Origin of the sequence: Bacillus sp. 41-22 (assembly GCF_025809295.1) — a bacterium.
Lineage (GTDB): Bacteria > Bacillota > Bacilli > Bacillales > Bacillaceae_G > Bacillus_A > Bacillus_A mycoides.
On sequence record NZ_CP084035.1, the window covers coordinates 4,479,821 to 4,493,014 of the forward strand.

The 13,194-nt window shown below is 36.5% G+C and carries 13 protein-coding genes and 3 pseudogenes; 9 read left to right on the top strand and 7 right to left on the bottom strand.

All coding sequences use genetic code 11. The features are described from left to right. Positions 1–14: 14 nt before the first annotated feature. Positions 15–1,733 carry an acetate--CoA ligase gene (gene acsA, locus LCF45_RS22960; RefSeq protein WP_002089009.1) on the bottom strand — a complete coding sequence of 573 codons (1,719 nt, stop codon included), beginning with the start codon at positions 1,731–1,733 and terminating at the stop codon, positions 15–17. Between the two features lie 176 nt (positions 1,734–1,909). On the opposite strand from acsA, the gene acuA reads away from it, so the two are divergent. The 4 genes from acuA to LCF45_RS22980 all read left to right on the top strand — a co-directional run bounded on the left by acuA (position 1,910) and on the right by LCF45_RS22980 (position 5,371). Next, a complete protein-coding gene (gene acuA, locus LCF45_RS22965) occupies positions 1,910–2,542 on the top strand; it encodes an acetoin utilization protein acetyltransferase AcuA (protein ID WP_002112293.1) in 633 nt (210 codons plus the stop codon). Positions 2,543–2,559: 17 nt separating this feature from the next. Beyond that, positions 2,560–3,204 carry an acetoin utilization AcuB family protein gene (locus LCF45_RS22970; protein WP_002123078.1) on the top strand — a complete coding sequence of 215 codons (645 nt, stop codon included), beginning with the start codon at positions 2,560–2,562 and terminating at the stop codon, positions 3,202–3,204. Further along, positions 3,201–4,367, top strand: a complete 1,167-nt coding sequence (gene acuC / locus LCF45_RS22975) for an acetoin utilization protein AcuC (protein WP_002167566.1) — start codon at positions 3,201–3,203, stop codon at positions 4,365–4,367. Before LCF45_RS22970 ends, acuC begins: the two co-directional genes overlap by 4 nt. Before the next feature lie 143 nt (positions 4,368–4,510). After that, entirely contained in the window at positions 4,511–5,371 is an 861-nt protein-coding gene (locus LCF45_RS22980; protein WP_412838329.1) for an alpha/beta fold hydrolase, read from the top strand. A 66-nt stretch (positions 5,372–5,437) separates the two neighbouring features. Here LCF45_RS22980 and LCF45_RS22985 read toward each other — a convergent pair whose 3' ends face one another. The 3 genes from LCF45_RS22985 to LCF45_RS22995 form a co-directional block, all read right to left on the bottom strand. Next, positions 5,438–5,707: a hypothetical protein gene (locus LCF45_RS22985; RefSeq protein ID WP_002184821.1), complete on the bottom strand. Its 270-nt coding sequence runs from the start codon at positions 5,705–5,707 to the stop codon at positions 5,438–5,440. A gap of 123 nt (positions 5,708–5,830) precedes the next feature. Further along, the gene (locus LCF45_RS22990) at positions 5,831–6,520 is read right to left on the bottom strand and encodes a response regulator transcription factor (RefSeq protein ID WP_002015585.1); all 690 of its coding nucleotides are present in this window, start codon (positions 6,518–6,520) and stop codon (positions 5,831–5,833) included. Position 6,521: 1 nt separating this feature from the next. After that, the gene (locus LCF45_RS22995) at positions 6,522–7,976 is read right to left on the bottom strand and encodes a sensor histidine kinase (RefSeq protein ID WP_002129434.1); all 1,455 of its coding nucleotides are present in this window, start codon (positions 7,974–7,976) and stop codon (positions 6,522–6,524) included. Positions 7,977–8,147: 171 nt separating this feature from the next. Here LCF45_RS22995 and LCF45_RS23000 point away from each other — a divergent pair. The 3 genes and pseudogenes from LCF45_RS23000 (at position 8,148) to mscL (ending at position 10,420) form a co-directional block, all read left to right on the top strand. Beyond that, a pseudogene (locus tag LCF45_RS23000) lies at positions 8,148–8,827 on the top strand (ankyrin repeat domain-containing protein). Between the two features lie 136 nt (positions 8,828–8,963). Beyond that, the gene (locus LCF45_RS23005) at positions 8,964–9,890 is read left to right on the top strand and encodes a Gfo/Idh/MocA family protein (RefSeq protein WP_263894302.1); all 927 of its coding nucleotides are present in this window, start codon (positions 8,964–8,966) and stop codon (positions 9,888–9,890) included. Between the two features lie 128 nt (positions 9,891–10,018). After that, positions 10,019–10,420 carry a large-conductance mechanosensitive channel protein MscL gene (gene mscL, locus LCF45_RS23010; protein ID WP_002015591.1) on the top strand — a complete coding sequence of 134 codons (402 nt, stop codon included), beginning with the start codon at positions 10,019–10,021 and terminating at the stop codon, positions 10,418–10,420. Positions 10,421–10,470: 50 nt separating this feature from the next. Here mscL and LCF45_RS23015 read toward each other — a convergent pair whose 3' ends face one another. Then, positions 10,471–10,743, bottom strand: coding sequence for a DUF3917 domain-containing protein (locus tag LCF45_RS23015; RefSeq protein ID WP_002129437.1), 273 nt, complete (start codon positions 10,741–10,743; stop codon positions 10,471–10,473). Between the two features lie 111 nt (positions 10,744–10,854). Here LCF45_RS23015 and LCF45_RS23020 point away from each other — a divergent pair. Beyond that, a pseudogene (locus LCF45_RS23020) lies at positions 10,855–10,962 on the top strand (DUF3949 domain-containing protein); the annotation flags it as partial. A gap of 15 nt (positions 10,963–10,977) precedes the next feature. Then, the gene (locus LCF45_RS23025) at positions 10,978–11,340 is read left to right on the top strand and encodes a DUF4288 domain-containing protein (RefSeq protein WP_002129443.1); all 363 of its coding nucleotides are present in this window, start codon (positions 10,978–10,980) and stop codon (positions 11,338–11,340) included. Between the two features lie 34 nt (positions 11,341–11,374). On the opposite strand, the gene ccpA is transcribed toward LCF45_RS23025, so the two are convergent. Next, a complete protein-coding gene (gene ccpA / locus LCF45_RS23030) occupies positions 11,375–12,373 on the bottom strand; it encodes a catabolite control protein A (RefSeq protein ID WP_002034370.1) in 999 nt (332 codons plus the stop codon). A 275-nt stretch (positions 12,374–12,648) separates the two neighbouring features. After that, positions 12,649–13,128, bottom strand: a pseudogene (locus tag LCF45_RS23035) (bifunctional 3-deoxy-7-phosphoheptulonate synthase/chorismate mutase); the annotation flags it as partial. Between the last annotated feature and the right edge of the window lie 66 nt (positions 13,129–13,194).

Consider the following 13,194-nt stretch of genomic DNA (forward strand, 5'->3'; position numbering starts at 1 on the left):
CAGACCCTTCCTTCTTAATCTTCCATCGTTGATAAGTCACCTGTTGGTAAGTTTAGCTCCCAAGCTTTTAATACACGGCGCATAATTTTACCACTTCTCGTTTTCGGTAATTTATCTCTAAATTCAATTTGTCTTGGCGCTGCATGAGCTGCTAGGCCTTTTTTTACAAATTGACGAATCTCTTCTTTTAATTCTTCAGATGGTTCGTATCCCACGCGAAGCGCGATAAATGCTTTAATGATTTCCCCGCGTACTGGATCAGGAATACCAATTACACCAGCTTCTGCTACAGCAGCATGCTCGATTAATTTACTTTCTACTTCAAACGGACCAACACGCTCACCTGATGTCATAATTACATCGTCAATACGTCCTTGGAACCAGAAGTATCCATCTTCGTCCATATAAGCTGAGTCACCTGATACGTACCAATCTCCCGGCATGAAGTAAGAATCATATTTTTGTGGGTTATTCCAGATTCCACGCATCATAGCTGGCCAACCTTTACCAATCGCTAAGTTCCCCATTGTGTATGGAGGCACTTCATTTCCTTCATTATCAACAATCGCTGCTTTCACACCCGGAATTGGTTTCCCCATTGAGCCTGGACGGATTTCCATACAAGGATAGTTACAAATAACTTGTCCGCCTGTTTCTGTCATCCACCACGTATCATGAATACGAAGTCCAAATGCGCTCATACCCCAGCGAATTACTTCTGGATTTAATGGCTCACCAACACTTAATACGTGACGCACTTGTGATAAATCATATTTTTTAATTGCGTCTTGTCCAGCTCCCATTAACATACGGAACGCTGTCGGTGCACTATACCAAACTGTTACACCGTAATCTTGTAACGCTTCATACCACGCTTCCGGACTAAATCTCCCGCCTAAAATAACATTTGACGCTCCCACTAACCACGGTGCAAAAATACCGTAAGCTGTTCCAGTTACCCAGCCTGGGTCAGCTGTACACCAATATACATCATCTTCTTTTAAATCTAATACCCATTTCGCTGTTTGATAGTGCTGAACCATTGCGTTTTGCGCATGAAGGACACCTTTTGGCTTACCAGTAGAACCAGATGTGTAATGTAGAATTAAACCGTCTTCACGGCCTAACCACTCGATATGTAATTCTTTTGAAGCTTGTTCAAATAAAGGATTGAACGCTACAGTTTTACCGCCTTCTTCTGCATTGTCTCCAACAAGGAAGACTGTTTTTAAAGCAGGTAAATCATTTAATGGTATGCGCTCTAACAATTCAGGAGTTGTAATTAGCACCTTAGCTTCGCTATCTTCTAAACGATCGCGAACTGCGCCTTCCATAAATGCTTCAAATAATGGTCCAACAATTGCCCCTAATTTCACTGCACCTAAAAGTGCGAAATATAATTCTGGGGAACGCGGCATAAAAATAAAAACGCGATCGCCTTTCTCAACATCGCCATAGTTTTTCAGGACATTTCCTGCTTTATTAGAAAAATCCTTCATTTCCTTAAACGTATATTTCTCTTTTCGCGATCCATCTTGATAATAAAGTGCTACTTTATTCTTTCGATCTGATTTCGCATGCTTATCAATTGCCTCATACGCCATATTTACTCGTCCTGTTTCATTCCAAGTAAAATTTTTATTAACCTCTTCCCAGTTAAAATTCGCGTATGCCTCTTCATAATTCGGCAAATTATTTTCTCCTTTAATGACAGGAAGCGTTTCCACTTTCATACTTTACATCCCCCTCCTATGTATTCTATTATCTATTATAATGACATTATTTAAAATTTTCAGTATTTTTGTTGATTTTTAGACAAATTTTTAATGACAAAATTCGATTCACATCGCATATATTATAAAGTACGATATTAATAGATTCACAAACCCTCAAGGTGGTGAGCAATAAATTGATTCATAAAAAAATATATAATGCCAGAAACTTAAAAACAGCGAAAGGCACTTTAATTATTGAAGGTCCTGTCTCTACACATAATCTTGAAATGTATGAATTTCATCCAGACTTAATTGCGTTTCGTCCTGCCGAGCAGCAATATAAAGCAATTGTCGAAATTTCTAAATTACCAGAAGCTCGTCTCATTATTGCTAGACATGACCAAACGATCGTTGGATATGTTACATACTTATATCCTGATCCGCTCGAGCGATGGTCAGAAGGAAAGATTGAAAACTTAATTGAACTCGGGGCGATTGAAGTTGTCCCAGCCTTTCGTGGTTGCTCTGTCGGAAAAAATTTATTAGAAGTTTCAATGATGGACGATCATATGGAAGATTACATTATATTAACGACTGAATATTATTGGCACTGGGATTTAAAACAAACAGGCTTAAATGTTTGGGAATACCGAAAAGTAATGGAAAAAATGATGAATGCTGGTGGTTTACAATGGATGGCTACAGACGATCCTGAAATTTGTTCACACCCGGCTAACTGTTTAATGGTTCGCATCGGTAAACGCGTCGATACGGATTCCATTCAAGCATTTGATCGTCTACGTTTTCACAATCGTTTTATGTATTAATAAAGGGGGCAACTGGAATGATTGTAGAAGAAATTATGAATCAAAATGTAGTAACACTACATCCAAACGATACAATTGAAACAGCAATCCGAACGATACGTACGAAAGGTATTCGGCACATTCCAATTGTCGATCAAAATAATCACGTAGTAGGCATTATTTCTGATCGAGATGTAAGAGATGCAAGTCCGTCTATTTTAGATGAACAAGTTTCACTCGATATGCTGAAGCAACCGCTTGAACTCATAATGAAACACCCTGTTATGACTTGTCACCCTCTCGATTTCGTTGAGGAAATTGCGACTTTATTTTTTGAAAATAAAATAGGCTGTCTTCCTGTTACGAAAGCTGGAAAACTCGTAGGTATCATTTCTGAATCTACAGTGCTGCACACGTTAGTAAAATTAACAGGAGCTCATCAACCAAGTTCACAAATTGAAATTCAAGTGAAAAATGAACCTGGTATTCTTGGAAAAGTCGTTGCTATTTTTAGTGATTTACAAATAAATATTGTGAGCGTTCTCGTCTATCCAGCAAAAGATGAGAATGATAAAGTACTCGTTTTCCGCATTCAAACGATGAATCCTCTAAAAGTGATCGATGCACTCGAAGCAGAGGGCTACCGCGTATTATGGCCAAACATAATGGGGATGCAAGCATGAGCAGCGCCTTCATTTATTCGGATGACTTTCGGGGCTATTCTTTTAGCCCTGATCATCCTTTTAACCAACTACGCGTCACACTTACGTATGACTTATTACAAAAGAGTGGTTTTATCTCCCCTTCTCAAGTCATCTCGCCAAGAATGGCTACAGATGAGGAAATTGCATTCATTCATACAGAGGAGTACATAAATGCGGTAAAACTTGCTGGAGAAGGAAAGCTAGAAAAATCAATTGCGATGACATATGGGCTTGGAACAGAAGATACACCAATGTTTCCAAATATGCATGAAGCAAGTGCATTACTCGTTGGCGGAACATTAACAGCTGTCGATGCTGTTCTTTCCGGAAAAGTAAAGCATGCGCTTAATTTAGGCGGCGGCTTACATCATGGCTTTCGCGGGAAAGCATCTGGCTTTTGTATTTATAACGATAGCTCTATCGCAATGAAATATATTCAGAAGAAATACGGTTTACGCGTTTTATATATTGATACAGATGCTCATCACGGTGACGGGGTACAATGGTCTTTTTACGACGATCCTAACGTATGCACCATTTCATTACACGAAACTGGGCGTTATTTATTTCCTGGAACTGGCGCAGTAAATGAACGTGGACAAGGAAATGGATATAATTATTCTTTTAACGTTCCACTCGACGCTTTTACAGAAGACGAATCATTTTTAGATTCATATCGAACAGTTGTAAAAGAAGTGGCAGCATACTTTAAACCGGATATTATTTTAACGCAAAATGGTGCTGATGCACATTATTACGATCCACTTACACACCTTTGCGCAACGATGAACATTTACCGTGAAATACCGAAGCTCGCTCGTGAAATCGCTAATGAATATTGCGACGGTCGCTGGATTGCTGTCGGCGGCGGTGGCTATGATCACTGGCGCGTCGTACCAAGAGCTTGGGCACTCATTTGGCTCGAAATGAACAACATCCAAAACATCTCAGGTTATCTCCCTCCAGAATGGATTGACGCTTGGAAAGGACAAGCAGAAACCGACCTTCCCCTTACATGGGAAGATCCAGACAACATGTATCAACCTATCCCTAGAAAACCAGAAATCGAAGAAAAAAATGCATTAACTGTAGCGAAATCCCTTGAAATTATTCGGAATAATATGACAAAATCTTTATATTAAACAGAGAGGAGGCTCGCTTTTTGAACAGTCTCCTTTCTTTTATAGTTTGTTTGCTACTATTGTTGTGTTTTGTCGTTAAATCGATATTCCGTGTCGAATCGATGATATATTTTTTATTTATTAATGAACTAACCCCAACTCTAATGAGAAAAGGTAGTGACACTATGTGGAAACAACAAATAATCAACACGAAACGCGGCACATTCGAACTCTTTACAAAAGGAAATGGCGAACCGCTTTGTATTACACATCACTATTCACAATTTAATGACACTGGCGATTACTTTGCGGATGTTTTCACTGCTACGCATCGTGTATTGCTCATTAATTTACGAAACGCTGGTAACTCAGCAAAAGCCAATTCAGAAAAAGAATTAAGTATGATTGAAACCGTTCACGACTTAGAAGCAATACGAGAAGCTTTACAACTCCCAACATGGCATTTCGCTGGCCACTCAACAGGCGGTATGCTTGGACTTTTATATGCGATTACATATCCAAATTCCTTACAATCATTAGTCATCGTTGGAGCCGCAGCAAGTAACTATACCGAAACACTATTTTGCATTTATTACCCAGCACATCCTCAGTTTCATTATATGCAACAACTCATCGAAACTTTAAAAAGCCCTCACCTTACAAGTGAAGAACGGAAAGAACTATCTACTAAGAGAACAAAATTATCATTGTATAAACCCGAAAACTACAAATTTTATTTTTGTAAACCAATCAAAAAAACTATGTCCGCTAGCCGGATGAACACTTTCGCCAATGAATATCCGTCATTTGATTTAAGAGAGAATTTACCTTCCATCCAAACAAAGACCCTTATTATATGCGGAAGATATGATGTACAGTGCCCGATCCAATATTCTATCGAGATGCATGAGGGTATACGTAATTCTATCTTTGTGATATTTGAGGAGAGTAACCATTATCCTTTTTTAGAAGAAGCTGCTCAGTTTACTTCTACTACTCAAACATTTTATAAATCGTTACACTAATACCGTTATTACTAAGGAAAGCTCACAGCCTCTATAAGAATATGAACTTTTTTCAAAAGAAATATTTCACACTAGAAACAACAAGAAGAACAAAAAAATCATTAAGCCTACATCAATGAATATCGACTTTTTATCTCCTGCTTTTATACTCATCATAAAATTAGAAATTATTTTAATTCCAAAAAAGACCATCATAAATAACCCACCGAAATGATCATTCGTAGAATCTTCATCATAAAACATTTGTACTGCACCGATAATTAATAAGATAAGTATGATATTGGTTCCAATCTTTAAAGCCTTGTTTGATTTATTATCTTTTAATGTATCTCCCAAAATGTAGCACGCCCTCTCATGCTCTCCTATGTTTTATCTCTCTTTATATTTTAACATAAATTACCTATTATTCCCTTTTTGTTCGAATAACATAAAAAACCTACCAATTACTTGGCAGGTACATTACACGTTAAAGCGATAACCAGCTCCCCACACTGTTTCAATATATTGCGGGTGAGCAGGATCTCTTTCAATTTTTTCACGTAGCTTTCTAATGTGAACAACGACAGTGGCTAAATCGCCAGCTGATTCTAGTCCCCAAATACGTTCAAATAACTGTTCTTTATTTAATACTTGGTTTGGATGCGTTACAAAGAATGTTAATAAATCAAATTCTTTCGTTGTAAACGCAATTTCTTCATTGTTTATAAAAACTTTTCTCGCTCGCTGATCGATAGAAATTCCATGAATATATAACGTATCGCGTTGCTTACTCACATTTCCTGATAATCTTTCATAACGAGAAATATGTGCTTTTACTCTTGCGACTAATTCACTTGGACTAAACGGCTTCGTTATATAATCATCTGCACCTAATCCGAGTCCGCGAATTTTATCTATATCTTCCTTCTTTGCTGAAACAAGCAAAATAGGAATGTCTTTTATAGCACGTATTTGTTTACAAATTTCAAAACCATTCATTTTCGGAAGCATAATATCTAAAATAATTAAATCATAGTCTTCCTGAAGAGCCATTTGTAGGCCTATTTCACCTGAATACTCTACATCGACTTGAAAATCACTAATTTCTAAATAATCTCGCTGTAATTCTGCAATACTTATTTCATCTTCTACTAGTAAAATTCTCTTCATTCTACTCACCACATTCCTGTACTTTTTTCAATGAGAAGAAAATACTTGTACCTTCCCAAAGCTTACTTTCCGCCCAAATTTCCCCGCCATGTTCTTCAACAATTTGCTTCGCTATCGCTAAGCCAAGTCCACTTCCACCTGTGCTAGAATTTCGCGATTGCTCTGCACGATAAAACCGCTCAAATATATACGGCAGCGTATCAGCTTCTATACCTGACCCATTGTCCATCACTTTCACAATAACTTTATTGTTATCACTCAATACTGTTACAGTAATTTTCTTCTCTTCTTTATCCATGTATTTCACACTATTATGAATCAAATTTGATATAACTCTATTTATCTTTTCGCAATCAGCCGTTACATATAGTGGTGATGATTGTAATTGTAAGTAAACTTCTATACCTTCCTCACTTAAATCCATCTGCATCTCTTCTAATAATTCCTGCATAAACACGTTTAACTCTATCGTTTCAAACTGAAAGGGAACTCGATTCAAATCAAGCTTTGAAAACAAAAAGAGCTCATCAATGAGTGTATCCATATGTTTTGCCTTCGTATGAATGGTCGTTAAATACTTATCCATTTTTTCTGGCGTATTTGCGACTCCATCTTTTATGCCTTCTACATATCCAATAATAGATGTAATCGGTGTTTTTAAATCATGAGATATGTTTGAAATGAGTTCTTTTCGATTTTCTTCATACTGTGCTTGCATCTCTATCGACTCTTTTAATCTCTTCCTCATTTCCTCAAACCCTTGATTTAATCGCCCAATCTCATCATAGGATGTAACTGGAATTTGAAAATCTAAATCCCCTTCTTTAATTCTCCCAGTCGCATCTTTCAATACAAAAATTGGTTTTATCACACTTCTTGAGACGAAATAACTTAATAACCCTATGAGTAAAATGGCTAACAGTAAAAGCGCTCCGAACAAAATTGGAAATAATTTTTGTGTAAGATCGACAAATGAACTCTGCCTTTTTAGTACAAATATACTCCCTTCTTCATCTCCGGGAAAATAAAAATCAAATTTTACATATCGATAAAATGTATCGCCTAGTTCCGTTGTACCACGACTATTAATATTTGCTGATTCAAATTTCGGAATGGCTTCTTTTAAAGATACACCTTCAAATATTTTTGTAGCATAAGAAATGGTTTCTCCCTTTCTTACAACTATTTTCACACCTTCTTTTTCAAGTGATGAAACGAACGATTCATCTAATAGTTGTGATTGATTTTTCTTTGCCGCTAATTTCAATTCAATATACGTATTCTCTTCTTCTGGCGTAAGCGGCTTTTGAATATAGGAACTTTTATAGAAATTTTTCACTGATTCCAAGTCTCCTGTTATGGAAAAAACAATTAAAAATCCCGCGACTAATATGAGCGTGATGGAAACGAGAATAACAGCGATATAAGAAAATAAAAATCTTGTTTTAATAGACATATCTTACATCCTCACTTTAACAAACCTTGTTATTCATAAGCATAAAAATATATGTTCAAATACTCAAGCGATTTTATAGTAATTTTAGCACCAGTTTATAAAAATTTAATGTTCCTATTTTACAGTTTAAATTAGGATACCGAATTGCTTGCAAAAGGAGGTTGAAATTCCATGTTCAAAAAAACATTAAGCATGATATGTTGCGTAATTTTTTTACAAGGATGCTCACAAGAACAAGAAGTTAAAAAGGAGATGACAAACATGGAGACAGCACTACTAACAGCTACTGAGAAACAAAAAACGAATACTGTTATATCATTACTCAAAAAAGGGGCTGACATAAATATAACGGACAATAAAGGACGTACTTCTCTTATGATTGCTACATACAAAAATGATGTAAAAACTGCAAAAGTGCTTATTGAAGCAGGGGCTGACGTAAATATCCAAGACGATATGAAAAACAATCCCTTTCTATACGCCGGTGCAGAAGGTTACTTTGATATTTTAAAACTAACGATTGATGCCGGTGCAGATCCATCGCTTACAAATCGTTACGGCGGAACAGCTCTTATCCCCGCCTCAGAACATGGCTATATTGATGTTATTAAAGAACTCCTTACGCGAACAACTATTGATGTTAACCATGTAAATAATCTCGGGTGGACCGCTTTAATGGAAGCCATCGTACTAAGTAATGGAACGAAACACAGCAACAAGTCATTCAGCTTCTTATTGAGCACGGTGCAGATGTAAATATTCCCGACAACGATGGTGTTACCCCGCTAGAGCATGCCCGTGTTCATAACTTTGAAGAGATAGAGAAGATTTTGTTAGCGACAAATAAATAAAAGCTCATTTCCTATAAAAAACGTATCATTTTTAAATCTATTTTTTGCCATTCTCCCCAGTCTATGCTACAGTTATTTCGTCACATAGCTATACAGCTAGACAACTTATATATTTATAATAGGGTGGGAAAAAAACATGAGCAAACCTCGTATTGGAATGATTGGATTAGGTAGTATTGCACAAAAGGCTTACCTTCCAACACTGACAAAGGAAACTGATTGGACTTTTGTGGGAGCGTTTACACCTAATGTTAATAAAAGAAAACAAATTTGCGAGCAATATCGTATTCAAGATTTCGCTAACCTTCAGGCACTCGCTTCAGAATGTGATGCGGCTTTCGTTCATAGTTCAACTGCTACACATTATGAAATCGTTTCTGAACTTCTGAAAAAAGGAATCGATGTTTATGTTGATAAGCCGCTAGCTGCTACTACTAAGCAAGCAGAGAAGCTAGTTGAAATGAGTGAAAAGTATAATCGAAAGTTAATGGTGGGATTTAATCGCCGTTTCGTTCCTATGTACGTTACTGCCAAAGAGCAAGCTACTGATACTTCATGGATTCGAATTGAAAAGCACCGCACAAATAAGGTGGGGCCATATACGTATGACTTTACTATGTTAGATGATTACTTACATATTGTAGATACTGCTCGCTGGTTAGCTAACGATGACCTTAACATCGTTCATAATATGATGCAAATCAATGAAAAGAACGAACTTCTTTACGGACATCATACATATACAACTGCAAATGGACTTTTACTTTCTACGGCGATGCACCGCCATGCAGGTACAAATTTAGAACAAATTGAACTTGTAACGGCAGGTAAAATCATTCGCGTAAAAAATATGAACACATTTGAAATTGAGCAAGAAAACTCCGTTTCACAAAGTGGTTCACCATCATGGGAGACAACGTTAAAGCAGCGCGGATTTGAAGATGCTGTTCATCATTTTATCCAATGTGTACAAGGTGATACACAGCCTATTGTAGATGGATTAGAAGGATTAAAATCTCAACAAATGCTCCAATCTCTACTGCAAGCTGTAAGCAAAAATTAAAACGGATACATTTTTCAGAATTTACTTTCATTCCCATTTCCTCTTTATTTCTATCACAAATTTCTATAGAATATGTTGATAGGAATTATAAATTTCATATTGAATCGTGGAAAGGATGGGATTAACACATGTGGAACGAGTTTAAAAAATTCGCATTCAAAGGGAATGTAATCGATTTAGCTGTCGGGGTTGTAATCGGTGCTGCATTCGGTAAAATCGTTAGTTCTTTAGTTAAAGATATCATCACACCATTACTTGGTATGGTACTGGGCGGCGTTAACTTTACAGATTTAAAACTTACATTCGGTAAATCATCTATTATGTATGGTAACTTCATCCAAACTATTTTTGATTTCTTAATTATTGCAGCTGCTATCTTTATGTTTGTTAAAGTTTTCAACAAACTAACATCTAAAAGAGAAGAAGAAGAAAAGAAAGAAGAACTTCCAGAACCAACAAAAGAAGAAGAAATTCTTGGCGAAATTCGCGACTTACTAAAACAACAAAACTCTTCTAAAGATAGAGCATAATTGAACGGATAAAAAGGCATGCCCCCTCGGGACATGCCTTTTTTTATATGCTATAACGTTTCCGAATTCATATGAATAAATGCAATAATACCTGCAACCATAAGTACCATAATGCTACCTGCAAATAGTGTAATACCCATGAACATTAAACTTGTGCTCATGTCCACTGATACACTTTCAATAAAAATAGAAATTACATACGTGATAAGGGCGATTCCTGCAAGAATACTTCCTGGAACAAATCGCTTTAAGCCATTTTGTTTTAACGTCATATATGCAAAAATAGCAGTCATGCAAAGCGTAATTATCCAAAGAACGATCATCTCTTCTCCCCCCTCACAAGCCTTTTCTTTCTATTATACATGACATTGCCCTATAATAGTTAAATTTGCACTTGTGTGACATATAACAAGGAATAACCCCAACTGTAGCGAATGTCTTATAAAGAATCCCAAATACATTACCATTATCAAAGCAACGTATTTACAATACCCGCTTCACTTATCGCGAGTATTGTTTATAAAATAAAACATTCAGCATAAGGAGACTGATCTCATGTGTATGCTGTAAAATTATTATTTGAATCTGTCCATTCAGGTAAACCTAATCCTAGTAAAATTGATGAACATTATGAAGAGAATCACGATACACTTTTTGAAGAAAGTATCATTCTCGTTAAGGCGAACAGTTTAGAGGAAGCTCATGATCTAGGTGAAAAGATAGCTCTACAGTCTGAAGATACGTACGATAATATGTACGGTGAGCAAGTAACATGGACGTTTAGAAAAGTGTTGCATGTTTTCGAATTAGATGACACACCATTTGAGACAGGAAAAGAATTATATGCACGCTTTTTACATATTAAGAAAACTGAAAGTGTAGATACAGTAGTTAAACACCATTATCCTGAATATGAATAAAAGCTCACAGCTATCGCTGTGAGCTCTCTTATTCTTACTTCGTTGAATCTCTAAATTGGATACGGTGAGGTAAGATAACTGAGTGATCTTCTACTTTTTCTTTGTTCATATATTTCGTTAGTAGACGCATTGCTACTGCACCGATATCATACATTGGTTGTACAACTGTCGAAAGTTGCGGACGAACCATTAATGCAAGACGTGTGTTGTCAAAACCAAGCACTTCGATATCCGTTGGTACGTTTAATCCCGCGTCTTGTGCTGCGTGGATTACACCTAGTGCCATTTCATCAGAAGATACGAAGATTGCTGTTGGTTTTTCATCCATGCCCCAAAGTCTTTCAAACGCTTCTATACCTGAATCATATGTGTAATCTCCATCAATTATAAGATTTTCATCATATGAAATACCTGCTTCTTCTAAAGCTTTTTTATAACCTTGTAACTTCTTCGCGCTTCCTGCTTTATTAATGAAAGGACCAGAGACGAAACCGATACGTTTATGTCCTTGCTCAATAAAATGCTTCATTGCATCGTAAGCTGCTTGTGTATAATCAATATTTACTGATGACGTTTCATTTTGTTCATCAAATGACGCTGCTAATACAATTGGTACTGGAGATTTTTTGAACTCTTCAACGTGAATATCTGTAATATCTTCACCCATGAAAACAATCCCGTCCACTTGTTTCCCAAGCATCGTATTTAATAAGTGGAACTCTTTCTCTTTGTTCTGGTCAGAGTTACTTAAAATGATGTTATATTTGTACATTGTTGCGATATCTTCAATTCCACGAGCAAGTTCTGCATAAAACGTATTTGAGATATCAGGAATAATAACACCCACTGTAGTTGTCTTCTTACTTGCTAGTCCACGTGCTACCGCATTCGGGCGGTATCCTAAACGATCAATTGCTTCTAATACTTTCTTTCTTGTTGTAGGCTTTACATTTGGGTTACCATTCACAACGCGTGATACGGTAGCCATTGAAACATTTGCTTCACGCGCTACATCATAGATTGTTACGTTCATCTCTTCGCACACTCCTTCTATTTATGTTATCTATTTTTATGTATCGGTTCACTTGAATGAAAAAAAGACATCAACTCTATTTGCAGATGCCAACAATCGTCCCGAGTTCTTCCTTTTACTAATGATACGCTAAAAACACAGGGTCATACAATATTTTCCCGCAAAAGTTTCGAAAAAATTCGCTTCTTTTCTCGTATTTTCGTATTTCTTATGCAAAAAAGGTCAATTTTTGTAAAAAAGCTATGTAACAAGCCTACATAGACTAAGAAATCTTTTTATAATTTACTTCCGAATGCTTTTAATTCTTTCATAAACTCATTGAATTCTGGAATGTCCATTTGCTACGCTTCATCTGATAATGCAACTACTGGGTCTGGATGTACTTCAGCCATAATAGCAAAAGCACCAATTGCCATAGCCGCTTTTGCAAACGGTAATAGAAGGCCACGTCGCCCTGTAGAATGCGTTACATCGACAACAACAGGTAAATGTATTTCTTTCTTTTAAATTGGCACAGCGGAAATATCAAGCGTATTACGCGTTGCTGTTTCATATGTGCGAATACCACGCTCACATAAAATGATAGTACCATTCCCCTCTGCCATACTATATTCTGCTGCATTAATAAATTCTTCAATTGTTGCTGATAAACCACGCTTTAATAATATTGGTTTATTTAAAGCACCAGCTGCCTTTAACAGTTCAAAGTTTTGTATATTGCGAGCGCCAATTTGAATAACATCAACATAATCTGACACTTTAAAGAAGGCACTGAAAGAGTCTATTTCATAAGAAAAAAGAGGTCATTCTCTACTATGTAC

Coding starts and splice junctions, on each gene's coding strand:
- acsA (WP_002089009.1), bottom strand. CDS start 1,733: ATGAAAGTGGAAACGCTTCCTGTCATTAAAGGAGAAAATAATTTGCCG.
- LCF45_RS22970 (WP_002123078.1), top strand. CDS start 2,560: ATGATTGTAGAAGAAATTATGAATCAAAATGTAGTAACACTACATCCA.
- acuC (WP_002167566.1), top strand. CDS start 3,201: ATGAGCAGCGCCTTCATTTATTCGGATGACTTTCGGGGCTATTCTTTT.
- LCF45_RS22980 (WP_412838329.1), top strand. CDS start 4,511: ATGAGAAAAGGTAGTGACACTATGTGGAAACAACAAATAATCAACACG.
- LCF45_RS22990 (WP_002015585.1), bottom strand. CDS start 6,520: ATGAAGAGAATTTTACTAGTAGAAGATGAAATAAGTATTGCAGAATTA.
- LCF45_RS22995 (WP_002129434.1), bottom strand. CDS start 7,976: ATGTCTATTAAAACAAGATTTTTATTTTCTTATATCGCTGTTATTCTC.
- LCF45_RS23005 (WP_263894302.1), top strand. CDS start 8,964: ATGAGCAAACCTCGTATTGGAATGATTGGATTAGGTAGTATTGCACAA.
- mscL (WP_002015591.1), top strand. CDS start 10,019: ATGTGGAACGAGTTTAAAAAATTCGCATTCAAAGGGAATGTAATCGAT.
- LCF45_RS23015 (WP_002129437.1), bottom strand. CDS start 10,743: ATGATCGTTCTTTGGATAATTACGCTTTGCATGACTGCTATTTTTGCA.
- ccpA (WP_002034370.1), bottom strand. CDS start 12,373: ATGAACGTAACAATCTATGATGTAGCGCGTGAAGCAAATGTTTCAATG.